Here is a 24,824-nt window from a genome sequence, read left to right as displayed (position 1 = left end):
GAAGCAGCAGGTACCCATCTTCACCAAGCGTGGCGCCCCGGTGGCGGCGCCGGAACGAACAGGCTATATGGGAGCCAACATCGAGCGTCCGCGGTCGTCCTGAACTGTACCACACGAGCCGCGCCATCTCTTTGCTTTAAACAGGATCAGATCTTTTGAACCGGACCTTAATGTCGGGAGCCACCCTCCAATGAAGAGCCGCTCCGAGGAAGTTGCCCAGACCTTTCGCCTCTTGAGGGCGTTTCGTTCGTTGCGAAATCCCGCCGACCGGCACCGCGCCGTCGAAATGGTCGAGGCACTGTTGGCAAAAAACGACACTCAGGAGATGCGGTACTCGACTGGCGACCAGACGACCCACGCGTTGGATAAGCTTTGAACTTTTGAGGCAAGGGCAGTAGTTGCCGCCCACCTAGGTTGGTTGACTAGGCACCGAAGTTTGAGTTCTGCGCTGCTTCGCACGATCCATCTTGACGAGGGCTTGGTCAAGCGTTTCTCCTTTGCAAGTCCCGCCGTCGCGGTCCACTTGGTGCCACTACGCTCACGGCGGCGCTAACTGAGGGCGGGAACTGTCTCACTGATCGCCATCTCAACTAGTTCGATCATTTCTTTCACTTGGATATGCCCTGCACCTTGGACCGCAGCTGCAGCTTCTCGAAACATGACAACGTCCTTCGGACAGGCGACAACAAAATACTTCACATCGGGAAGTTCTAATGCCTCTCTCATTCTCTGATGACTTGGACGCTCCTCCGAGCCGGGACTTGCCATCCAGATCCGTCCTCCGCCGGCGCCGCAACAAAAGCTGTTCGAGCGATTACGAGGCATCTCGATCAATTTGATCCCGATCGCCTGCATGATCGCTCGTGGGGCATCCGTCACTTCAGTGTAACGCGAGAGATTGCACGGATCATGATATGTCGCAATGGCGTCCAGAGGATGCGAGATCGGGATACGACCGCTCTCAATAAGTTCGGCAAGAAGCTCCGTATAATGACGCACGCGATATTCACCGCCAAATTCCGGATATTCGAACTTGAGGGTATTGTAGGTGTGCGGATCCGTCGTGATGATCTCTTTGAACCGAGCCTGGCCGAGCGCGGCCAGGTTATTCTCGATCAGCATCTGGAAGAGACCCTCCTCTCCAACCCTGCGAACGTCATTGCCGGAATTCTGCTCTGCTTCATAAAGAATACCGAAATCGACGCCCGTTCTATGCAGGATTCGCGCGACGCTGCGTGTGATTTCCTGCAAACCAGGATCGAACGACGCGTAGTCGCCGACGAACCAGAGATACTCTACCGGCTCTTTTCGGGCGTCCTTGATCCTGAAAGGAAGAGCTTGAGTCCATTTCGCTCTGTTCTGCGCTGCTTCACCGAACGAGTTGCCGGAGCTTCCAATCTTCTCTAACGTTTTCTGAAGATTGGGCTCCATAACCCCCTGTTCGACTAGATTTCGCCGCATCTGAACTATCAGCGGAACATGTTCGATCCCCACCGGACAGGCCTCCATACACGCCATGCACGTCGTGCAAGCCCAGAGGACCTCTGGCTTGATGAGACCACCGCCGGCACTGCCGTCGTGAGCTAGACTCGTCTCATGTAACAGACTCCCGCCGCCCAGCTTCGCTTCAGCCTGCTCCCTAAGATCGAGGATCACATCGCGAGGTGAAAGCTGCCAGCCACCTGCGCGCGCAGGGCACGCAACGTGACAACGCCCACACTTGGTGCAAGCATCAAGGTTCAGCCGGTCCTTCCATGTGAGGTCCTCCAACCTTTGATAGCCTAGCCCAGCTACGTCCTCAGAGATCGCGGGCAATCGCTTACCAGCCACGGGATCGCGGACAAGCAGGTTGGCCGAGTCGACAAGGATGTGGATGGCCTTGGAATATGGGATGTAAGCGATGAACGTAAAGACCAGGATGGCGTGCAGCCACCAACAATAGAAGTGGAGCTGGTTTGCGTCCGCGCGCGAAAGACCAACCGCGCTCAGCCCGTTGGCTAGTTGCCAGCCAACGAACGACCATACTTCGAAGTCCGGCCTGTCGGCCAGGATACGGAGTGCCTCTGTAACGAAGCCGGTTGCACCGATGAGAAAGAGTATCGCCAAGAAAATGGTATCGTCCCGGACGTAACCGAGACGACTGTAGGTACCGGCCTTTCGGTCCGCGCGCGAATAGTCAAACTGGGGCTGGGTGCTCCAGCGTCGAGCCGCCATGATTGCAAGCCCGACCAGGAGTGCTAGGCCCATCAAGTCCAGCGTGGCTGAGAACCACAGATAGAACACGCCTTTCCAGAAATGGATGCCGAATAGCCCCAATACGTCGTGATCGATCCAAATCGTTATTGTGCCGGCTAAGAGAGTGAGAAAGCCGAAAAAGATCAGGACGTGGGCCCACCCCGCCAAGGCATTTCGCTTCCTCAGCTTGGAATGGCTCAACACAACCAGGGCAGTCTCGCGGACTCGGGCCCAAGTCAACCCATGTTGTGCAACCGCCCGGCCCCCGCGATATTTTGCGACGCGTAGCCAGACCCCATACGCGAAGATCCCGACACTAATCAAAGCGGTCAGGTAGAAGATCCCGATCGAAAGGACGGAGAAGTGCCGGAAGATCTCCCGCGCTGGGACGATCGAATATTCCACTGGTTCCTCACCTTCTTAATTATCATCGCGCGATATGCTGCTGTCGTTGGCGCGCCGCGGTTCGCCGGTCGCGGCGGTCAGATATAGACGACCTTCCGCGGCTCGAATGCCGGCCACCACTTCATGTAGCCCAAATCGTCGGCGATCGCGTTAGCCGCGTTGTAGCCGGGCGCGCCAATGGCGAAGCCGCCGGGATGAGCAGATGCGCCGCACAGGTACAGTTTGTCGATGATCGTCCGGTACTTCGACATGCCGGCGAACGGCCGGTTGAAGCCGAGCTGTTCGGGCGTGATCTTGCCATGGCAGATGTCGCCCTGAATCATGCTCGGCAGATAGGTTTCGATGTCCACCGGCGTGTAAGCGAAGCGGCCCAGCACGTTGTCATCGGTCATGTTCGGCGCGTATTCCCGGAACTTATCCATCATTTTGTCCGCCAAATCGTTCGCCACGTCCACCCAACGCGCCGCGCCTCCATCGGCGAGCTCAAACGGCGCGAGCAGGCTGAGGGAAGCAGTGCAACCACCGGGAGGGGCCTGCGACGGATCATGCGTGGAGAAGATACCGGCGGCTAGACCGGTGATGTCGGGAATTCTCCCGGCGCGCACCTGCTCGCCCATCCGCGGAGTATCTTCATCGCGCTCAAACCCGATCCCGTAGCGGAGCCCATCATTAATCATCGGATCGCGCTCGGCGATCTTGAACTTCGGGCGCTCCTTCAACGACAGGAAGACACGGAACAGTGCAAGTTCGCTGAATTGAAGGCCGGCGACCTTTTGCTGCACTTCGACAGGAAGCTTATCGTCACCGACCATGTACAGGAACGTGTGGATCGGATCGATCGAGGACGCGACGAAATGATCGGCACGGAATTCCCGGCCGTCGTTGAGTACGATGCCCTTCGCCGTGCCGTTTTCGACGATGATCCGCTGCACTGGCGCGCCAGTGAAGATCTGGCCGCCGTTTTCCTGAACGACCCGCGCGATCCCCTCCGCGGCGACGCGGGTGCCCCCCCTTACGATCGCTGTCTTCCCTGCCAGCCAGCAGGCGACGTTGCAGAAAACAAAGGGCGGAATGCCCTTAGTCGTGATTTCGTATTCGGACATGATCGTCGAGCGCAGAAATAGGTCGCGGCACAGCGCCGTCTCGAACGTTTCCATCGCGAACTCAAGCGGGCTGTAATCCTTCACGAGCCGGACATATTCGGCGCCGCTCGGCATTTTCTTCAAGTCGTCTTCCCACTGGTCTGGCGGCTTCGGCGCCGAGTAGAGTTCGGGCAGGCCGAAATCGAGCAGCCAGTCCTTCCACTGATAAGCGAGCTTGCGATACGCCGCCGCATCCTTTTTCGAGAACCTGCTAATTGACTCGATCGTCGCTTCCAGATCCTGGTGTTGGACGAAGTAACTGTCATGCTTGACGATGATGTGCCGAGCCTGCGGGTAGATGTAAGAGACGCCATAACGGTCGAGCTGCAGATCGTAATGAATCGGGCTCTCGTGCAACTTGGTGTAGATGGCGTGCGTGTTGTGCTTGAAGCCCGGAACTGACAGTTCCTCGGTCGCGAAGCCCCCGCCGACCGTTAGCTTGGATTCGAATACGGCGACTTTAACGCCAGCCTTTGCGAGGTAGGCAGCTGTGATAAGGCCGTTGTGGCCGCCACCGATGATGATACCGTCGAACCGCGTGTTGCTCATTTTATTTCTCCTGATGTTGCGTGCGCGTCTACGCGGTTCGCGTCGATTTTACTTCCGTTGTAATGAGCGGCAGGAGTTCAAGTAGGTCTCCAACAATGCCAATGTCGGCTATTCTGAAGATCGGTGCATCGGGATCTTTGTTGATCGCGACGATTGTTCCCGATTCCTTCATACCGTGAACATGTTCCACCGCACCGGAGATCCCGCAAGCAATGTAGAGCTTCGGCTTCACTGTGGTTCCTGAAAGACCGACTTGCGAACTCGAGGTGAACCATCCGATGTCTACCAGGGGACGCGAGCAAGCCGACACGCCCCCAACCGCCGCTGCCAATGCTTCGACGAGCGCGAAATTCTCCTTTTCGCCCACGCCGCGGCCGCCGGCCACGACAATATCCGCCTTCGCGATGTCAACCCCCGAACGAGTGGGTGCGATTGTTTTGAGTGGCCGGATCCGGCGATCTTCGGCGTACTCGACCTCAATAGCGATCACCTGCCCGCCCCCCTTTAGATCGGGCTGCCGAGCACCGCTCTGCTGAATTGTCGCGACGATTATTCCACCTTCGACGGCGACCTTCGCGTTGACTCGACCGCGGTACATTGGGCGTAAAAAGTGAGTCGCCCCAGCTTCGCACTGAACATCAAAGCAATTGCTGATCAGGCTTGTGCCTAGCTTGGCGCTCAGCCGAGCGGCTAGATCCATACCGATATGAGTGTGGCCGAATAAGACTGCACAGGGGTCGATCTCCACTACGAGCTTCTGTAGGGCGCCTAGGACCGTAAGCGGATCGTAGTCAGCATGGCGCGGCGCGTCCGCAACTCGCACCTCATCGACATACTGTCCAAGTTCGCCAGCTACCTCGGCGATATCATTCCCGACGAGCAGGCACACAACACGTCCCCCCTGGTTCGCGGCTAGCTTCGCCCCGGCGGTGATCAGCGAGGCGTTCGACGCCTCCGTCTGTCCAGCGCCCGCTTCGCAATAGACAACGACATCGATCGAACCCATTTCAGATGACCCCCTTCTCAACGAGGTTTGCGACAAGAGTTCGCACGGCTTCGGCGGGCGCCCCGTCGAGCATTTGGCATTGTCCGCTATTCTCGGGATACGACAGTTCGGCGATGCTCATACGACTTGCCTGCCGAGACGCAATTTTCATTGCTTCGAGAGACATGGATTCAATCTTCCGCGAACGCGCTTTTACGATCGCCATGATTGACGAGTAGCGCACCGGCCGGATACCGAACTGCACAGTGCACAAGCAGGGCAGGTCGACTTCAAATTCTTCTTTATAGCCACCGCCAAGCTCACGTGTGACGACGGCCGTCTTCTTGTCGGCGCTCACGTTAACCTGCGTTACGGCTGAGATGACGGGAATGCCGAGATGTTCAGCTAGAGCGATCCCAAACAGCCCCTGCAAATCATCATCCGCCTGAATGCCGGTAAATATCAAATCGAAACCCTGCTTCTTCACGACCTCCGCTGCGGCCGCCACGTTGAGGGCTGTATCTGTCCCGTGGGATCCCTCAGTGAGCACGTGGATTCCATGGTCTACGCCCTTGGCGTAAGCGACATGCAGCGCTGCTTGAGCACGCCGCGGTCCGATCGTGACGGCTGTTACGGTGCCCTGGTGAACGAAGCGTTGGTAAAGGGCTTCTTCGATCGCGTAGAGATCCGTCTCATTGGCCTCGTAGGCAAGGCCCTCTTCCTCGATGCCTCTTTTCGTAACTGCGATTCGCGGCGTCGCGCCAGACGACGGCACATGTTTAACGAAAGTGATGATTTTCATGACCACTCCAATCGGTGCGCAGAAAGTTCGAGAAGATCGGCTACCAATCCGCCTACGGAACGAGCGCTCCAAAGCTGACCGGCGCGACCTCGGTGCTCAGATCATCGCCCAGCCACCATCGATGATGATCGTTTGGCCGGTGATAAAAGACGAGTCATCGCTGGCGAGGAAGCTCGCCGCACCAGCTATATCTTCCGGCACTTCATCGCGCTTGATGGACAACGCTCTCATGTTGTCGCGCCGGAAAGCCTCCACCCTCTCAGTCTGCCTGGCGATCCGCTCTGTCAGGGTGAAGCCTGGCGCAATGGCATTGACGGTAATGTTGTCATTGCCGAGCTCTCGCGCCAGTGCTCGCGTGAAGCCGATCATCGCGCCCTTGCTTGAGACATAGTGCAAGAGAAACGGTACGCCCTGATGGAAGGTAGCCGAAACGATGTTGATGATGCGGCCGCGCTTGAGTGTGCGCATTGGGGGTACGGTGGCGCGGCTCAGCATATACGGGCCGAGGGTATTGACATCCATCATGCGACGCCATTCCGCTGGACCGATCTGGTCGAAGGGGCGTGGTGGTGCGGTCATCGCCGCATTATTCACTAGAATGTCAATGCGACCGAAAGCAGAAAGCGCCTGCTCGACGGCCGATTGCACGTCAGTTTCAGACGAGACGTCGGCACGGATAGCAAGTGTCCTGGAGCCGCTGGCTGCGACTTCAGCCGCTGTGACGTCAGAGTCGGAGATATCGACTAACGCGACGTCAGCGCCTTCGGCAGCCAGTCGCATGGCAATAGCTTTGCCGATCCCTGCATTTGCACCCGTGACCAGTGCACATCTACCGCGGAGCCTCATAGTTTCCCCCTTACTGCTGATCGTCTATGCCGCCCGAGCGCGACGATCTCGCCAGCCGGTTTCCCCGCATCTGGCTGGTACAATCGACAATGTGACGCCAGTATGCGCGTTACCTGCGTTCATCAAGTAAGCAGATTGTCCTAGAATACCGCACTCCTAGTCTCCGCAGAGAGCCGCCGGCGCGTGGCAAACGGACCGATTTGCCAAGGGTTGGCGTGCATTTCGCAAAATAGTTTCGGGACTTTCTGAGCCGCTATCCGATGAACTCCGTTAGTCGCGCGATATTGGCTTTGACATGTTCGGAGCGGTTACGGAGATGGCCTATCGGCCGTCCTTGCATGTCAGTTCGCACCGGATCCTGCGAATCCGCAGATTCGGCTCACCCTTGAGCGCGGCGGCCACTCGCTAGCCTAACGCCGCTAATGTCACTCGCCGATCCGTCAGCCATAAGCCTCCCCAAGTGATCTCCGGCGATCCAGCTGTACTTGGCTCACGCTCGTCACCATCAGCTGTCACGCGACGAACATATTTCTAGAGCGCTGCAAAACGAACCTCCCGCTCCGAAGGCCGTTACCCTGCCGGAAACCTAAAAGCCGTGACGAACATTTGCTGCGGCAAACGCTCTTGGGAGGTGTGAGCGCTGGAGGAAGCAATCCGGGATCGAGACCGTCACTGATTTTCGAGATCGCGCGCCGGCAACTGCCGTGACTGTGGAGATCGCAGGCCAGCTAAACAGCGCGCTCGGCCAAAAGCGGATGCCAAGTCGACGGGAGTGCGAGGAAGGTGGTAGCGGAGGTCAGTTACATGGCTAGACACATCCGGCCCGAAGACACTTGTAATAGAGCGTACACGGCTTGTTTCCATAAACCCTGTTATCCACCCGGGGGTCAGCTTAACTCGCAGTCCGGGCGGCAACTGGGCAAAGGAGTGACGGTCATGGATGTCGACAAGCTCTCAAGGCGGTAGGTCCACGTTCACGAATGTGTCGTGTCCGCTCGATGCCCTTTCCGAAAAAACTGAAGTGCGTTGCCGCGCATGATTTGGTCAATAAGGTCATGGGTATTCTCAAGAGCGATCCAGCCCTCAGCGACCAACTGCGAGAGCGCCTGTGCGATTCCACGGCGCGCTACGAACGCGTGGCCATAAATTGGCTCGACAGCGACATAGTCGCCGCCGAAGGTGAAGATCTTGTTGGACGGAACTGCCATCAGAAATTCCTTCAGAAAGCGAACGCCCGCCACAGGATTGATAATCCATGCCCAGCACATGTCGATCGCGGCGTTAGGGTAGTGTTTGGCCAAAGCGATAAACTCGTGCTCGTATGGATAGCCGATGTGCATTAGAACGAATCGGGTTTCTGGAAATTCCTGCAATAGACGGCAGACGTCTGCGGCATTGCTGCGGGTACGACCGAGCTGCATCACGCCGTAGCCAGCCAAAACGCCTGTGTGCAGCTTGCACCGGTAGGCCGCACTCGCCAGCCTCGTCCACGCAATAGCGGAACAGATAATCTTGCAGCGCCTTGAGGTCGTCAGGACCGAGAGCATGTAATGCGCCGACTCGGTCGGCATGGTGGGGAAATAGCCTTGACGCATGTGCTTTGGTGACCGGCTCGAAATCGAGTGCACGCGAATAGGCAATTTGCGATTTTACAGCGACGGCTTTGGCGCCGTATGTTGCGAAATAGAAGTCGATGACGTCGAGCCACTCATCGAGCGTGGTCGGGCGTCTGCCTGTCTCTGCCTCCACCCACGCAAAGTCGGCGGCACTACACCGGCACAATTGAAGGATGCTTATGTCGTGATCGAGTAACTCTGGCTGTTCGGTCTCCATAAAGATGCGCTGTAGCGAATTGACATGACAACCCTTGATGTTTGCTAGGTCGAAAATGCGTGCATAAAAGCCAGGCTGAATGGTTTCACGGTATTTCTCGGCGATGCGGGGCAGGCTCTCGATAGTCAGGTCGTCCTCACCATAAACGCCGCGAAACGTATGGCACGAGTCAGCTTTGCGGAGCTTGATTACTTCATTCCTCCACTTCAAAGAGCCGCCGTGCTCCTTTCCCAAACCATCCTTCAAACGGACAGCGAGGACGAAACACTTGAGGATATTTGAGGAAAAAGATCCTCGGCTCCAGGGCATGGATTTAGCCGGAAACGAATTATCATCTCCTTCGGCAAGTCTTGGCGGCAAGGTCTTCGGGCGCTCACTCCGTCTATTCTCAGAAATTGAAAGCAAAATGCACGGCCATTGCCGAAAACCTATTGGCGAATCGCAACTCACTCTACCTACCCAAGTCGGACCAAGTGGCTCGTTGGGGAGCTGCCGACTCTTGGGGATCGAGGGTCTGCATTAACGCAGCCGCGTAACTAAACACTCCACCTCTTACGGGGCATAGGACCTCATCACGTATCGGACCGTCCAGATGCTCCGGCCCATGTCTTAAGGCTCTCCTGCGCGCGCTTCACGCCAACCGTTGGTTAGAGTCGATACTCGGCTCTGAAGAGAAATCTTGAATGACGCTCCGTTTGCGGATGGTCTACCGTCAACGCGTGGGCGCCCTGTACGAGAGCCTGCAAAGTGAAGGCGAGAGAACCGAGACGGCGGAGGTTTGCGCGCGTTGGTCGATCAGATAACGCTCGTTCCCGATGGCGAAAAGCTAGCGATCGTGTTGCGGGGCGACTTGGCCGCGGTCCTGCGCTTTGCGGCGGGCAAGAAAAACCCCGACTTCTTTTCGGAGACCGGCGCTCTGGATGACTTGCTGTCGCAAGCATCGGTGGTTGCGGGGAGGCGCAATCACGAGACCAACATTGGGTCCAGAATAGGATTCGACCAAGATTGCCGCCGCCAGCTGTTGTTCTCAGACTGCCGACCCCATTTTCTTGTATCTTTCGCGCACAGTTGCTCGCTACTAACCGACCTTGGGCTTCGCCCTGCGAGTTTCACTTACATCAAACCAACGGACCAACTACCTTGCAAGTGTCCAAATGCGTCTGGATGGTGGCCGCCGCGAGTTCGTGACCAATGAAGATGAGGACGGTACGGCGGGNTCAAACGGCCGCCAAACCGTCCCGCCGCCGATTTGAATGGCCCCCTGAACTCCCTGAACTACCAATCTGCTGCGGTGCTGAACCGAATGCACAATGCCCTTGCAGCGCCATAGCCTCGGCCCGTAGAGCGCCAACAGCGCATCGAGCGCCTGGTTAAGCCGATCCAGATCCAGTGGAGCGTCACAGTTGAAAACGCAGGTCGTGAGACCCCGGGTGTGCTTCGCGACGAGCGTTGGACGGAGACGCAGATCGGTACCGCTTCGTTGCAGGGTGCGATTGATCTCGTCGGACGGCACGTGATCGTTCGAAAACCCCCGCACGTCAAACATATGGGCCATCAGCGCCTGGATATCGGAGCGGTGCAGGTCGCCCGCAACGATCAGCGCACGGGGATTTGCGGTTGCCAGTTCCTCCTCCAGCGTTTCCCGCTCTGCTTCAGGTACGAGATCAGACTTGCTAACGATGACCCTGTCCGCATAGCCCAGCTGCGAACGAAACTCTGGCCGTTCGGCCTCGATCTTGGCATTAAGCGCGTCGACGACAGCTACGACGCCATCGAGATGAAATAGGGATTCGATCGCCGTTTCGGCCCTTCTGGGCTCGGCATGGGTCTGATGATAAGTCGTGCGATTGAGCAGGGCAGTCGGGCTGCATGCCTACTAACAATGGTTGCAAAAGGACTATTGGACCGTCAGAGGGCGGAGAACAGTTGGCTATGCGGAAAAAAGCATGAAGGTGGGACCTGGTCGATAATTAGATTGCATCAGAAGGAATAAAGTTCTGAATAAGCGCGCGGGGCGGTCCCATAGCGACGACGAAACAGTCTACTGAAATGCGACGGATCATTGAATCCCCACCGCAGCGCAATGTCGGTGATCGACTCGGCGGATTTCCTTGTCTCCAAGTCCATTCGACAACGATCCAGACGTCGCTGCCGGACCCAATCCGAAAGCGTTGTTCCGTTTTGAGCGAACAGCAACTGCAGATACCGTGTCGAAATGCCAAACGCGGCAGCAACCCCATTTGAACCGATGTCGGGATCTCGGAGATTGTCTTCCAGATGTCGGATGATCCCTTCGAAGAGTACTGAACCGCGATCACTTGAGCAGTCATCGCCTTTTGACCGGATTGCTCGCAACAACAAGTCCAAGCCGGCCTCGACGGCCAATGATGTGTGCGCATCCGACAGGGTATTGACCTGCTGCGATAGGATCTCGAAATAACCGGCGAGCAAGGCGCCGAAACCATGATCGCGTGAGAAATGCAGACCGTCTGCCGAAACGAGATCGGGCCATGCGTTGTAGATGCGATCGATCGGAACAATGATCATCAGCTTGCGCAGGCGATCCATTACCTCGAAGGCTACATCGTGCTGATCATTCCACACGATCGTATCGCCCCGCTCGAATACCGATGCCCCGCGCCGGTCGATTCCCCGCTCCCGCCCCTCCGTGATGAACATTACCACTACAAAACGTAAATCCGTAGCGTGGTGGACACCTTCGCAGCCTCTATCCAGTCGCATGTCGAGGACGCGCATCGTGTTCAGTTGACGCTGCCAATTGCTTGATGGCCGAGAACACGTCTCTTCGCAAGGTTTGAGAGTCCATGCCGAAAGCGGATCGACCTGTGGCTTCCACCCGGCCACCTCCCCGTGCCTCGATGCAATCCCTTCTCTCACGTGTCCTCCAGACATTGCACAACGCCCATTACCGCGATGCGGTGTGTTCAGTTCGCTGCCATACGGTACCGATTGCGCTCCCGTGCGAGAACCTGTACGAGTTCCCGACTATAGTCCCCAGCTGTTCCATCGCCAGAGAACAATGCCGTACATAGGCTCAAGGAGGACTTTAGAATGGCAGATCCAACGTCACCAGCCAAGGACGATATTTCCTTTAAAACCAATGACGGAACCATTCTTCGTGGCTGGCATTTCCACCCGCGAACTCAGGATGCCTCTCCCGCACCTCTCGTTGTGCTGCACCACGGCTTCAGCGGGGTGAAGGAGAGCTATCTGGACCGGTATGGGCGCTTTTTCAGCGATGCGGGTCTTGGTGTCCTCGTCTACGATCCCCGAAGTCTGGGAGAAAGCGACGGCCGCGTACGGCAGGAGATCGACCCCCTCCAGCAACTCGCAGACTTTCAGGATGCGGTCACCTACGCACTGACATTGCCGCGCGTCGATCCGAACCGACTGGGAGCTTGGGGCTCCAGCTACGGCGGTGGAATCGCGATCCAGGCGGCGGCGCTTGACCAGCGGATTCGCTGCGTCGTCGCCCAGGTCCCATTCCTGAGCGGCGGGGCAATCTGGAGTCAGATACCGGTGGAAGCACGCGAACATCTTTCGAAATGGTTCGCCGCGGAGCGATCAGCACGCGCAGCAGGTGAAAAGCCAATGATGCTACCCGTCGTCGCCGAGGATCCGGACAAGACACCCTGCATCCTCGCCACGAGGGATGCTTGGGATTGGTCCATGAAGACGGCTGCCATTTCTCCGACCTGGAGGAACGAGGTCACGGTGCGGAGCTTGGAGCTGACTTTCAGCTTCGAGCCGATCGCCTACATTCATCGCGTGGCCCCCCGTCCCCTCATGCTCATTGGAGCCGAACAGGACAATTTGATGCCGATCGAAGCGACGCGACAGGCCTTGGAACGGGTCAATGGGCCCAAGGAGTTCGTATCGTTAGCATGCGGACACTTTGCGCCTTACACCGAGTGCTTCGATCAGTCTGCTTCGGCGGCGTGCCGCTGGTTTTTGAAGCACTTCGAGCGCCCGTGCTAGGTAGAAATTCCATAGTACGGTAGCGGCTATGGAGACGACGGCCAGGCAGGCCGTCGTCGAAGAAGCCCCTTCCCCCGGAGGTGCCGTTATCTGCTATGGATCGAGCCGCCCAAAGCGGCATCGCTGCCCGGCCAGCTCGGATATGGCGTAATCGTATCCGGTCGACGCTCGGAGCTCTGCCGCGGCTGATTCGTATCGATGGCGAGGCTGCGCTGCTCAGCATTTGCAAGCGACATCGACGGAGCAATGCGGACTGCTCGCCGATCGAATCGTACATCTTCAGCCACGCGACAAGCAGGCTGCTCGCAGTTGTGGGGAAGCTCCCGAGCCTAACGATGGGTTTTCCGGCGCATGCCTCAATCCGCCAGCCCAATATCGAGGCCGCAGTCGATCGTCGCATACCCGCCGCCAAATGTCGTCGCACGAGTATGCCGGCGAATTCCATTTGCAGGCCTGGAAAGTCTTCACACTTAGCGCGGCTTTCAGCCCAAACGTTGACACGCGCTGGGGAGGCGAGTTGCTGACCGCATCGAACCCTTCCAACAGCGCAACCCAGAAGCACAGGCCACGGATCGTCCACGGATGACCGGAGAACGGATCTTGGTTCAGGAACGCGCGAACGTCGACGCTGAGCCCTCGGTCAGAAAGCCCTCTCTCGGCACTGCGTTGTTGACCGAGGCTTCGCCGTTGGAGCCCGCGGCCGTCGACGAGATGTACGACCGCGGGGCGAGGCTGAAGTAACGGAAGGCGAGCCCGGTCAGCATGGTTTGCACCGAGCTGCATGAGCTCGAGGCCGCGATCGCGGATCCGGATCGTTCAACGAGATCATCGCGCGCACGATTTCTCCAAAGCGCGCGCACGGTCGGTAGCTAACGTCCACAAATGGCCTCAAGTCGCTGATCCCGCAGGGGCACTGCGAGCCGCGTCAGCGGGACCGCTGGACTCTGAAACACCCGCCATTCTCGCCGATCATCAAGGACGGCAAAATGTGCGTCCCGAAACATCCGTGGGGCCTCGCTGGGATCGCTCCTACTCGGATCGAGTCTCGTTGCAGGGGCTGACTCTGGCTCACGCTTCAGGTCAGCGGCATGCCCACATAGCTTTCCGCTATGGTCGTCGCTGCCGCGCGCGAGGTAGTGACGAGATCGAGCTCGGCGAGTTGGCGCCTTAGGTCGAACTCGCTTCCATCGTGGAAGCGGTGCAGCATTGAGGTCATCCACCACGAGAAATGCTGCGCCCGCCATACCCGGCGCAAGGCCGTACGCGAGTAATCGCCCAGAGGGTCTGTCGAACCGGTCGCATAGTGGGATGACAAGGCCCGCGCGAGAACATGCACGTCGGCCGCCGCGAGATTAAGGCCCTTCGCTCCGGTCGGTGGGACCGAATGCGCGGCGTCGCCCGCCAGGAAGAGCCGGCCGTGCTGCATAGGCTCACATACGAAGGAGCGCAGAGGAATTATGCCCTTCTGGAAGATGGGCCCCTGCTTCAGCTGAAACCCGTTCCCGACGGTGCGGGCTTGAAGCTCGTTCCAGATGCGGTCGTCCGACCAATTATCGACCGACTCGCTGGGATCGCATTGAAAATACATCCGCTGTACATCGGGCGAACGGGTGCTGATCAGGGCGAAGCCGCGGTCGTGATGGGCGTAGATCAACTCGTCCGCGGAGGGAGGAGCCTTAGCCAGGATGCCGAACCACCCGAATGGATAGACGCGAAAGTAATCCTTCCGCACGTGACTCTCCGGGACCGAGCCGCGGCTGATGCCGTAGCCACCGTCGCAGCCGGCGATAAAATCGCAGTCGAGCTCTCTGGCCTCTCCGTTTTTGGTGATGAAACGGATCTTCGGCCGGTCGGAGGTGATGTCGACGAGGCCGGTGGCCCTGGCCTCGAAATGAATCTCGGCACCTGTGCGTAGGCGCAGCGCAATAAGATCTTTGAGGACCTCATGCTGAGCGTAGACCGTGATGACCCGCCCGTTCGCAAGGTCGTGCAGGTTGATGCGGTGGCTACGCCCCGCGAAGCGAAGCTCGAAGCCGTGATGCACGAACCCCTCGCGCTCCATCCGCTCGCCGGCGCCGATCTCCGTCATGAGGTCGACCGTGGACTGCTCAAGAACCCCTGCCCGGATCGTCGCTTCGATGGCCTCGCGCGTGCGGCTCTCGATGATGACTGAATCGATCCCGAACAGATGAAGCATGTGGGACAGGAGCAGGCCGGCGGGACCCGCTCCAATAATGCCGACTTGTGTTCGCATCCAGTTGCCTCCTATCTTGTAGTGCGACGCGGGCCAAAAAAGTCCGCCGCGTGTGGTCAAACGCTCAATCGTGACCATGAACTTGTCAGGCGCGCCCAGCCAGCACACGCGCGTTCTCGCGCCCGATCCTTGGAAGAAGTCGCGCCGCCACGGCCGCAGCGAACAGCACGCCGCGAACGACGTCTAAATCTACTCGCATCCGGTCAGCAGAACTTCCAAGCGCTTCGGTCAGCGCCCCCTGACTTCGATAGTCGATACCAAGCATCGAGGCACAACAATCAGAGCCCCGGTGAAGCGATCATCTTGCACACCAGTCATCGGCATATGCTGCTTCCGGCCCCCCCTGCCACGCTGCCCCGTGGCGTTCGTGATTAATTGAAGTCTAGCGCACTGTCGTCGCGAGCGTGCGTCCGCAACACGATGATATTCATGCCAGCTTGAGAAGGCGCGCCGCGTTCTCCTTGAGGATCAGCGGACGGATCTCGTCCTTAATCTCGATCTTCTCGAAGTCCGACAACCAGCGCTCCGGCGTGATCATCGGCCAGTCGGAACCAAATAGCACCTTCCTGCGGAGCAACGTGTTGCAGTACCGAACGAGGATCTGCGGGAAATATTTCGGCGACCAGCCCGACAGGTCGATGTAAACATTCGGCTTATGGGTCGCGACTGACAGCGCCTCCTCCTGCCACGGGAACGAGGGATGCGCCATGATGATCGGCATGTCCGGAAAATCGACGGCGACATCGTCGAGATACATCGGGTTCGAATATTTAAGCCGCATGCCGTTGCCGGCGCGCATGCCGGAGCCGACGCCGGTCTGCCCCGTGTGGAACAGCGCAGGCTTGCCGGTTTCGGCGATCGCCTCATAGAGCGGATAGGCAAGGCGGTCGTTGGGAAAGAACCCCTGCATCGTCGGATGAAACTTAAAACCCTGTACGCCGAATTCATTGACGAGACGGCGCGCCTCCCGAGCACCCATCTTCCCTTTGTGGGGATCAATCGATGCAAAAGGGATCAGAACGTCGCTGTTATCGGCCGCAAGTTGAGCCACTTCCTCGTTCCTGTAGCGGCGATAGCCGGTCTCCCGTTCGGCATCCACGGGAAAGATCACCGCCGCGATATTTTGGTGGCGATAGTGTGCCGCTGTCAGCGGAACGGTTGGCGGATGAGTCCATGGCGCGCCGAAATACTTCGCCATGGTCGATTGAAGGTCGTCGTAACCGTCGTCCGCATGACAGCCGCACGGCTCTTCCGCATGCGTGTGAATGTCGATCGCGCGAATTTTTTTGATGTCCACCATGCAGGCTCCCTATAAGCGCACAACTGCGGGATCGTCGTCGTCATAAAGCCGCTCAACCAGCGCCTGTCGGTGCGTCAATATCTTGCGCGCGTTGATACTGCCCTTTGCGGTCAGCTCACCCTCGCTCATCGACGGAGGATTGGCGAGCATTAGCGCCCGCACCACGCGGGTCGATGAACTGGTGGCGTGGTTCGCCATCGCGGCCAGCCGCGGCTGAATCAGGCCGCGCACGGCTTCTGCGCTTAAGGCACCGCCTATGTCGCCGGAATTGAGTACGGCATCGTTTATTGAGCCTGGATGTGGAAAGATGAGCAGGCCGAGCTCGTTGCGGTCTTGACCAGTGACGACGACATCCAGCGCGACATCGGCGAAATGCTTAAGCGCATCGAGACGGACATTTGTTGCCCGCACCCACGTGCCGCTCATCAGCTTGAAGTCTTCCGAGATGCGACCGTCGTAGCGAAGGCCAGCATTCGCGTCCTCCGGGTCAATGAATGTTACCGCATCATTTGTGATGAGAAAGCCATCCTCATCGAAGGCCTCCTTCGTTTTATCCGGCTCGTGGAAATAGCCCTTGAGCACATTGGGTCCGGAGACGCGAAGCTCGTAACGACCCTCCTCGCCTGGGATGAGCTTGGCGGTCACAGCAGGCAGCGGCACGCCGATATTACCGGGGCGGTCGACCGACTGATGCGTCTGTGTTGCGGAAGGCGCGGTCTCCGACATACCCCAACCCGAGAACATTAGCGGCACCTCGCCGCGCACCTCTTTGGCAAATTTCGCAAGCGCTGACCAAATGTCCTGCGTCACCGACGCGGCCGCGTAGAAGATCAGGTCGCAATCGCCGAGATAAGCGCGCTTAAGACTCTCGTCCTTCTCCATTGCTGCTACGAGCTGCGCGAAGCCGATCGGCACGTTGAATGCCAAGTTGCAGGTATGGTCGCGGATGTTACGGATCGAGGCTGCAAATCCAGCCTTAGTCGGCTTGCCTTCGTCGATATAGAGGCTGCCGCCGTTTGCGAGCATCATATTGAAGTTGTGGCTACCGCCGAAGACATGGTTCCAGGGAAGCCAATCGACGATTTTTGGCGGACGCGCGCTGATGACCGGCATGGCCGCGGCCATCTGCGCTTGGTTGACGCACAGCATCCCGTGCGTGGTGAGCACGCCTTTCGGGTTCGCCGTCGAGCCGGAGGTAAAGATAATCTTTGCCAGTGTATCGGGGCCGACGGCTGCGTGCGCCGCGTTCAGATCCACGCTTTTGTCGCCTTTGAGCAGGTCGCCGAATGTTGTCGCGCCCCCGGTTGCGTTGCGCGTTACAACCCTCTCGACGCTGTTCATGAACGGCAGCGCGAGAGCCCCACCGTAAGCGCCGCCATCTTCTGCAAACACCATTGCGGGACGAACCGTCTCGATAGCATATTGCAGGCGCGGATAGGCGTCCGGGACCAGCGAATACTGCTCCGCCAGCGGCACGATTGGCGCGCCGATGTATTGCGCAGCGAGCGCCAGGATCGCGTGATCGACACCATTTCCCGAAATGATGGCGATCGGCTTCTCGGGTCCGAGCCCCCGCGCCAGAAGCGAAGATGCCAAGGCCCGTACCTGCTGCAGCAGCTCGCCATAGCGCAGCTCGCGCCAGCCCTCGCCCGAGCGCTCCGCGACGAACACGCGGTCGGGCGCCGCCCCCGCCCATTGGTGGAGCCATGCGCCTGTGTTGCGGACAACGGGCCCGAGCGGCACGCGCGAGCGAAGAAGTATCGTGCCATCAGGACGATCTTCACGGGCGACGTCATGCGGGATGTAGGTCGGCATGTTCCGCGCTCCTTATGGGAGACCTTCGCTGGCTGCCTTCAACCTCAGCAGCCTCACGAGCGCATCGTCGCGCTGTCGCACCATTTCCACCAAATCGCGCGCGCCGATCTCGTCGGCAACCCCGGCCATGACGCGGTTGCCAAGGTCGCCGTCGACCGACAGACTGCCAAGGTCACGCCACATGCCCTCGGTCGCCTGCCACAGCGGCTTTTCGAACAGCGCGCCAATGCCGTCCTTTCCGCCCGACAGATGCAGGTTGAGGAACGGTCCGAGCAGCGACCACCGCAGACCCGGACCATGGGCGATGGCCGCATCGACGTCCGCAACACTTGCCACACCGGACGACACGAGATGAAAGGCTTCCTGCCAGAGCGCGGCCTGCAGTCGATTCGCGACGTGCCCCTTGCTCTCGCGCCGCAAGCGGATCGGATGCTTTCTCATGGCCCGATAGAACGCGAGCGCCCGTTCAATGGCGCCCTCTGAGGTAAGCTTGCCGCCGCCGACCTCAACCAGCGGGATGAGGTGTGGCGGATTGAAGGGGTGGCCGAGAACGACGCGTTCCGGATGACGCCCGCAAGCATCTTGGAATTCGCCGATGGTAATCGTCGACGCGCTGGTGGCAATCAGCGACTCCGCTGGCGCGGCCTCATCCAACCGGCGGAATAGATCACGCTTGACGTCGAGGCGCTCCGGGCCACTCTCCTGGACGAAGTCGGCTGCGGCAACGGCGTCTTCCAGCGACTCTACGAATCGCAATCGATCGAGCGACGCGTCGGGTGAAAGCCCAATTTGCTCCATGACAACCCATTGCGCCGCCACTGTTCGGCGCAGCTCTTTTTCCGCACCGGTTGCCGGGTCAGCGGCAATCACGTCCATGCCGCGCGCGAGAAAAGCCGTCGCCCAACTCGCGCCGATAACACCAGTTCCGATAATCGCAACTGTCTGGATAGCTTGCGTCATGGTGTTCGGACCTCGTGCACCCCAGATTCGCATCTAAGCGTTGTGCTGGACCTTTGAGGCCTTACCCTCCAAGAAGGCGTGGAGGCGTTCTTTGGCTCCAGCATCACCCTGGGCAACACCCGCCATCAAAGCTTCAAGCAAATAGCCCGCCTCCGGCCCGCTCTCCGCGATACGCGGAAGGGCTTGGATCAGCGCAAAATTCGTGAGTGGGGCGTTGCCGGCCATCTTGTGGGCGAGCTCTATCGCCCTGGCTAGGCCTTCACCTCGGGGGACGACATATTGGGAAAGACCGATCGCGCCGCCCTGCTCGGCGTCATAGGTGCGGCCAGTCAACATCATGTCCATCATGCGTGCGACCCCGATGAGTTTCGGCACGCGTACAGATGCCCCACCACCGACATAAATGCCCCGGATTCCTTCAGGGAGCGCGTAAAAAGCGGACGCCTCCGCTATCCGGATATGCGCCGCCGCCGCGAGTTCCAAACCACCGCCAATGACCGCGCCGTGCAGGACTGCCACGACGGGCAATGAGCCAAACTCGATCGACTCGAAAGCGCGGTGCCAAGACCGGGAGTGCATAACGCCCTCGGCGACGCTACGCTCTGTCAACTCCGACAAGTCGAGCCCAGCGCAGAAGTGATTGCCCTGGCCGGCGAGCACGACCGCCTTGACGCGGCTCGGCGGCGAGCTGAACCAACGTTGCAAAGAAAATACCGCCTCGTCGTTTAGCGCGTTGCGCTTCTCGGGACGCGCGAGGCGTACGATCGCAATGGAATCCTGCAATTCGACTGCAAGGCAATCCAGCCCTGGCAGACGCCCATTTTCGGCTTTGTCCATTGCGTTGACTCCTAGCCCGTTTCGCGACGGTTGGGGTACGGGAACGAGCCCAACCTCGAATTGTTAGTTATGTTTCATAAACAAATTAGTCAAGCGCTTTCACGCTTCAACCTGAGCGCGACGAATGACCAAAATTACGAAAACCTGTCGAGCTTACGCATCAATGCAACGAATATCTTGTACTCAGACGCGGACAACGGCTGAAGAAGAAGCTTGTCAAGCTCGCAATGGACCTCCCACATTTCCTCAAACGCCTTCAGCCCTTCTTTTGTCGCGAAAAGCATACTCGCGCGCAGTTCCTTTTTGTCCCGCCTGCGCTCCACGAACTTATCTGCTACTAGCGCGTTCACGAGGGTGGCGATATTTGACGGCTTGACACGCAACTCCTCCGTGAGCGCGCCCGGCCGCACCCCAGGGTTGTTCACGATTAGCACGAGAACGCTGAATCGTGCTGGCGTCATGCCCAGCCCAGCAAAATGTCGATGGAATCCGTCGAACGCGCTGAGCTGAGCCATGCGAACGAGAAAAGAAGGGCTGTCCCGCAGCGGTGACTGTATAGCGGTCCCGGCGTTCGCGTCCGCCGCTCGGTGCGCGCGAGTAAGACCGCGACGAAGCTTTCGAGCCATGATTTATCCTCTAGAAATCGGTTCGCTTTATATTAGGTTCTGTAGCAGTCAGATAGGTTGGTCGGCTACGTGCGGCGGGCCACAGTGTGCAGAACTGTGAGAGTGCCCGAACCGCAGCAATCAGCGGCGGTGCCTGCATATGTATGCAGGACACTGGTCCCGACATAATGAAATGGATTTTCGAATGCGGAGCGTGCGCAGATTGGGTCGCAGTCGCCAACCTCTCGTTTACTGGCGTTGGCATCACTTGCCAGACCCGGAATTGGACTCTGCTGTAAACCTCGCCCCGGCACTCATCTAACCAACCTAACGCGCCGCTCGCCAGCACCGCCAGGATCCAGAGCGCGATCGCGCCAGACTCATTAGCGCGCATGCCTAGCTCCGAGCTACTTAAGTCATTTCAACGTGGGCGCCAAAAGAGAGGTTATGGAGCGAAGTAAAGACCGAGATCAATCCAAACTGTTCAAACCAACGGGCGCCCGTTTAGACGGGGACTTGATGACATCCGAACGCTCCAATCCCGTTGCCTGCGGAGAAGCAGCCGGTTTGGTGAAGTCGGCGCTCGGCGCCAAGCTAGATACTGATCTCCGCTATCTCCTCATTTGAGCCCGTGGCGCTGGCAGCGCTTCCACAGTCCAGATCGTCCTGTATCGCTCAATGAGGGAGCTTTTTGCCGGCAAGGGTCTTTATCGCGTACTTTTTGCGCACCGGCCCTAGGACACTTCAAGGCCACAGCCTCGTACCCCACATCCAAGATTGTTCGCAGAGACGTATCCTCGTCCAACATGCTGGCGAAAGCGCCCATGAAGGTCTCGCCGGCGCCGGTGACGTCGACGCGCGTAATCGGAGAATACATCACCACGTGTCCACGCACGGCCGCTTGCGTCCTGATCGCGGAGGTGCCGTCGGTACCGACCGCAGCCCAGCCATGATCCAGTGCCGCGTCTCGGCCGGGTCGATTACATCGTCGATCTCGAACGCAGATGCGATCGAGACCGCTTTACCGTCCCCATAGAGCTGCGCGACCTTCTCCTTGAAAAATCGCTCGCGCGCGACCGGATCGGTGATCGCCTGCATTTCCTTGCGAAACCCGAGGCGAACGTAGCCCTCAAGGCCCATGCCGCCGAATTCGGCGGTAGGCCAGGCCACCGTGAACAATGAGGCGTGGAAGCTTCCACCGATCATCGACTGAGCGCCGAGACCGTAACCCTTCCGCAGCACGATGCCGAATAGCGGCACGGTGAGGCTGGCCCCAGTGACGAACATGCGGGCAACATGACGCACCATTGCGGTCTTCTCCGCCTCCGGTCCGACCATGAAGCCCGGCGTGTCGCAGAGTGAGACAATTGGAATATCGAATGCGTCGCAGAGCTGCATGAAGCGTGCGGCCTTGTCGCTGGCCGGCGTATCTATCGCGCCGCCGAGATGCTTCGGGTTATTGGCAATCAGCCCGAACGGCTTGCCTTCGATACGGATGAATGCGGTGATCATGCCGATACCGAAGTCACGGCGGATTTCCAGCACAGATCCCTCGTCAGCAAGCAGTTCGATCACGCTGCGGATATCGTAGACGCGGAGTCGGTTTTCCGGAATGGCGCGGCGCAGCAGCCGCTGGTCGCTGATCTCCCAGTGCTGCGCCGGACCTTGAAAATAGGAGAGATACTGCTGCGCGATGCGGGTGGCCTCCTCCTCGTCCTCGACCAGAATATCGATTACGCCGTTCGGCGCCTGGAACGAGACGGGCCCGACCTCGGCCGGATGGTACACGCCGAGCCCGCCTCCCTCGATCATGGCCGGGCCGGCCATGCCGATGGACGCGTTCCTGGTGGCGATGATGACATCGCAGCAACCTAGCATCGCGGCGTTGCCGGCGAAGCAATAGCCCGAGACGATGCCGACCACAGGAACGAGGCCCGAAAGCTTGGCGAATTCCACAAACGAGAGTCCATCGAGGCATGTCATGCCGAGCCAATCGGTGTCGCCGGGACGGCCGCCGCCGCCTTCGGCATAGAACACCAGCGGAACCCGCCACCGCACGGCGAGCGCCAACATGCGGTCAATCTTCTTGTGGTTCATGAGCCCCTGGGTGCCGGCGAGCACGGTGAAGTCGTAGGCGACGACCATGCAGCGCGCATCCTTGGTACCGACATTGCCGGCGTTGATGGTGGCGATGCCGGTGATCAGGCCGTCCGCGGGGGTGTTCTTGATCAGGTCGTCGAGCGTACGCCGGCGACGCTGAGCTGCGATTGTCAGTGCGCCGTATTCCACAAAGGATCCGGGATCGACCAGGTGGGCGATGTTTTCCCGCGCGGTACGCTGATTGGTCTTGCGCCGTCGCTCCACCGACGTCGGGCGGTTCTCGTCGAGCGTGCTAGCGTGGCGCGCGATCGTTTCCGCCAGATCGGGACGAACGTTGTCGAGGTCGACGATGGTTTCCTCTTCGGTGTGGTCGGCATCGACATCGACCTCAATCGGTTCGAAGAACAGTATCGGGTCGCCGGGCATCAGCGTGACGCCGTCGCCAGCGGCCACCTTGGTGATCCGTCCCCCCTCGGGCGCGGTCACGAGATGCTCCATCTTCATGGATTCGATCACCGCAATCTGCTGTCCGGGTCGCACCAGATCGCCCACCTTGACGTCGATCGCCACCACAGTGCCTTGCAACGGTGTGGGGAGTGCGGCCGCCCCCGCAGGCACCGCAATGATGCTGGCTGCAGCCGCGGACGGCGTCTCCGTCGCGGCAGAGCCCGCCCCGAAGAACAATGGCCGGGCAGCGGCCTTGCTCGCGGCGACGAGTTCAACCACGTGGGCATCAATGAAGCTTGTGCTGATACGGTTCGCCACGAACTCAGGATGCGCCAGGATCGCCTGCAGGAACGGAATGTTGGTCCCGACGCCACTGATGCGGAATTCACGCAGCGCGCGCGCCGCCATCGTCACCGCCTCACGCCAACGCGCGACTGGCGTGTGCACGATCACCTTGGCGAGCAGCGAGTCGAAGGCGACGCTGGTCTTGTAGCCGCTGTACCCGAACGTATCAACGCGCACGCCAGGACCGGAAGGCGGATCGAACACCTCGAGCACGCCGCTGGTCGGCTGTGTCGCACCGGTCTCGTTCATGGTCTCCATGTTGACGCGAAGCTGGATCGCATAGCCACGTGGCGCGGGCACATTCGGTTGGGCGAGACCGAGCGAGGCAAGCGTCGCGCCAGCCGCGACCGCGAGCTGTGCGGCTACAAGATCCATGCCTAGCACTTCTTCTGTGACGGTATGCTCAACCTGCAGGCGCGGATTAGCCTCGATGAAGGCGAAGGCCGCGGCGTCGCCCGAGGTTTCTCCATCGACCAAAAATTCGAAGGTGCCCAGGCTGTCATATTTTGCCGCCGTAGCAAGCTGCTTCGCCGCCTCTAGGATGCGCCGGCGCAGGTCATCGGAAAGCGACGGGCTCGGTGCCACCTCTATGACTTTTTGGTTGCGGCGCTGTACTGTGCATTCGCGCTCCCCAAGTTGGCTGATCATGCCGTGACGGTCGCCGAGAATTTGCACCTCAATATGGCGCGCTTTGCGGATCAGGCGCTCAAGATAGACGCCGTCGTTACCGAAAGCTGCCTTCGCCTCGGACTGGCAACGGGCGTAGGCTTCCTCGAGCTTGGCAGCGTCTTCGACGATGCGCATGCCGCGGCCGCCGCCGCCTGCCATGGCCTTGATCATCACCGCGCCGCCCTTGCCAAGTGACGCAAAGAAGGCTTTTGCATCCGCTATTGTCGTGGGACCGACGGTGCCATCGATCACGGGTACACGATGAAGTTCCGCTAGGCGCTTTGCCGCGACCTTGTCACCGAACAAGTCGAGCGCTTCGGGCGAAGGACCGACGAAGGTGATATTTTCCTCGGCGCAGCGACGTGCCAGCTCGGCGTTCTCGCTGAGGAAGCCGTAGCCCGGATGCAGGGCGTCGCATCCCGTTGCCTTTGCCGCTGTGACGACCGCCTCGATGTCGAGATAGGCTCGCGCGCCGCGGCCGGGGATCTCGTACGCCTCGTCCGCGGACCGCACATGCAGGGACAGCGCGTCGTCCCCGGGGTGGATCGCGACGGTTCCAATGCCGGCATCGACAGCGGCGCGGGCGATGCGAACGGCGATCTCCCCACGATTTGCGATCAGGAGCTTGCGAAATGACCTCACGCTTTCCAACATGATAATTTAGATTTACCTCGTCATCCGAGCCGACGGATCGAC

19 protein-coding genes are annotated in these 24,824 nt (G+C 59.3%); 3 read left to right on the top strand and 16 right to left on the bottom strand.

Annotated elements, in window-relative coordinates:
• The first annotated feature begins 190 nt into the window (after window positions 1–190).
• Window positions 191–376, top strand: coding sequence for a hypothetical protein (locus AS156_RS32920; RefSeq protein ID WP_066513528.1), 186 nt, complete (start codon window positions 191–193; stop codon window positions 374–376).
• 173 nt (window positions 377–549) lie between these two features.
• On the opposite strand, the gene AS156_RS32915 is transcribed toward AS156_RS32920, so the two are convergent.
• The 8 genes from AS156_RS32915 to AS156_RS32880 form a co-directional block, all read right to left on the bottom strand.
• Window positions 550–2,640: a heterodisulfide reductase-related iron-sulfur binding cluster gene (locus AS156_RS32915; RefSeq protein WP_066513527.1), complete on the bottom strand. Its 2,091-nt coding sequence runs from the start codon at window positions 2,638–2,640 to the stop codon at window positions 550–552.
• Window positions 2,641–2,717: 77 nt separating this feature from the next.
• On the bottom strand, window positions 2,718–4,331 hold the full coding sequence (locus AS156_RS32910) for a phytoene desaturase family protein (protein ID WP_066513526.1): 1,614 nt from the start codon (window positions 4,329–4,331) through the stop codon (window positions 2,718–2,720).
• Window positions 4,332–4,359: 28 nt separating this feature from the next.
• Window positions 4,360–5,337, bottom strand: a complete 978-nt coding sequence (locus tag AS156_RS32905) for an electron transfer flavoprotein subunit alpha/FixB family protein (protein ID WP_066513525.1) — start codon at window positions 5,335–5,337, stop codon at window positions 4,360–4,362.
• 1 nt (window position 5,338) lies between these two features.
• Window positions 5,339–6,118: an electron transfer flavoprotein subunit beta/FixA family protein gene (locus tag AS156_RS32900; protein WP_066513524.1), complete on the bottom strand. Its 780-nt coding sequence runs from the start codon at window positions 6,116–6,118 to the stop codon at window positions 5,339–5,341.
• 96 nt (window positions 6,119–6,214) lie between these two features.
• The gene (locus AS156_RS32895) at window positions 6,215–6,964 is read right to left on the bottom strand and encodes an SDR family NAD(P)-dependent oxidoreductase (RefSeq protein ID WP_066513523.1); all 750 of its coding nucleotides are present in this window, start codon (window positions 6,962–6,964) and stop codon (window positions 6,215–6,217) included.
• A gap of 974 nt (window positions 6,965–7,938) precedes the next feature.
• A complete protein-coding gene (locus AS156_RS32890) occupies window positions 7,939–8,385 on the bottom strand; it encodes an amidohydrolase family protein (protein ID WP_245313184.1) in 447 nt (148 codons plus the stop codon).
• Window positions 8,386–10,014: 1,629 nt separating this feature from the next.
• On the bottom strand, window positions 10,015–10,592 hold a 578-nt coding region (locus tag AS156_RS46160), incomplete at its 3' end, for a GTP-binding protein (protein ID WP_430641827.1).
• Between the two features lie 185 nt (window positions 10,593–10,777).
• Window positions 10,778–11,476, bottom strand: coding sequence for a helix-turn-helix transcriptional regulator (locus AS156_RS32880; protein ID WP_066513520.1), 699 nt, complete (start codon window positions 11,474–11,476; stop codon window positions 10,778–10,780).
• A gap of 393 nt (window positions 11,477–11,869) precedes the next feature.
• On the opposite strand from AS156_RS32880, the gene AS156_RS32875 reads away from it, so the two are divergent.
• Together AS156_RS32875 and AS156_RS43130 are read left to right on the top strand one after the other, a co-directional pair.
• A complete protein-coding gene (locus AS156_RS32875; protein WP_082747866.1) occupies window positions 11,870–12,796 on the top strand; it encodes an alpha/beta hydrolase in 927 nt (308 codons plus the stop codon).
• Window positions 12,797–13,396: 600 nt separating this feature from the next.
• Window positions 13,397–13,537, top strand: coding sequence for a hypothetical protein (locus AS156_RS43130; protein ID WP_160331180.1), 141 nt, complete (start codon window positions 13,397–13,399; stop codon window positions 13,535–13,537).
• Window positions 13,538–13,871: 334 nt separating this feature from the next.
• On the opposite strand, the gene AS156_RS32870 is transcribed toward AS156_RS43130, so the two are convergent.
• The 8 genes from AS156_RS32870 to AS156_RS32835 form a co-directional block, all read right to left on the bottom strand.
• Entirely contained in the window at window positions 13,872–15,050 is a 1,179-nt protein-coding gene (locus AS156_RS32870; RefSeq protein WP_066513608.1) for a 4-hydroxybenzoate 3-monooxygenase, read from the bottom strand.
• 427 nt (window positions 15,051–15,477) lie between these two features.
• Window positions 15,478–16,350, bottom strand: coding sequence for an amidohydrolase family protein (locus AS156_RS32865; RefSeq protein WP_066513519.1), 873 nt, complete (start codon window positions 16,348–16,350; stop codon window positions 15,478–15,480).
• A 9-nt stretch (window positions 16,351–16,359) separates the two neighbouring features.
• A complete protein-coding gene (locus AS156_RS32860) occupies window positions 16,360–18,165 on the bottom strand; it encodes a feruloyl-CoA synthase (RefSeq protein WP_066513518.1) in 1,806 nt (601 codons plus the stop codon).
• 12 nt (window positions 18,166–18,177) lie between these two features.
• Window positions 18,178–19,125 (bottom strand): 3-hydroxyacyl-CoA dehydrogenase NAD-binding domain-containing protein, encoded by a 948-nt coding sequence (locus AS156_RS32855; protein WP_066513517.1) that lies wholly within the window; start codon window positions 19,123–19,125, stop codon window positions 18,178–18,180.
• Between the two features lie 33 nt (window positions 19,126–19,158).
• Window positions 19,159–19,962 carry a crotonase/enoyl-CoA hydratase family protein gene (locus AS156_RS32850; RefSeq protein WP_066513516.1) on the bottom strand — a complete coding sequence of 268 codons (804 nt, stop codon included), beginning with the start codon at window positions 19,960–19,962 and terminating at the stop codon, window positions 19,159–19,161.
• A gap of 134 nt (window positions 19,963–20,096) precedes the next feature.
• The gene (locus AS156_RS32845; protein WP_066513515.1) at window positions 20,097–20,588 is read right to left on the bottom strand and encodes a MarR family winged helix-turn-helix transcriptional regulator; all 492 of its coding nucleotides are present in this window, start codon (window positions 20,586–20,588) and stop codon (window positions 20,097–20,099) included.
• Between the two features lie 598 nt (window positions 20,589–21,186).
• Window positions 21,187–21,444 (bottom strand): PfkB family carbohydrate kinase, encoded by a 258-nt coding sequence (locus tag AS156_RS32840; RefSeq protein ID WP_066513514.1) that lies wholly within the window; start codon window positions 21,442–21,444, stop codon window positions 21,187–21,189.
• A complete protein-coding gene (locus tag AS156_RS32835) occupies window positions 21,444–24,770 on the bottom strand; it encodes a carboxyl transferase domain-containing protein (RefSeq protein ID WP_245313178.1) in 3,327 nt (1,108 codons plus the stop codon). Before AS156_RS32835 ends, AS156_RS32840 begins: the two co-directional genes overlap by 1 nt.
• Between the last annotated feature and the right edge of the window lie 54 nt (window positions 24,771–24,824).

The organism is Bradyrhizobium macuxiense, from assembly GCF_001542415.1.
In the GTDB taxonomy this organism is placed as follows: domain Bacteria; phylum Pseudomonadota; class Alphaproteobacteria; order Rhizobiales; family Xanthobacteraceae; genus Bradyrhizobium; species Bradyrhizobium macuxiense.
Note: the sequence above shows the minus strand (reverse complement) of the source record. Positions and strands in the feature narration are given on the sequence as shown.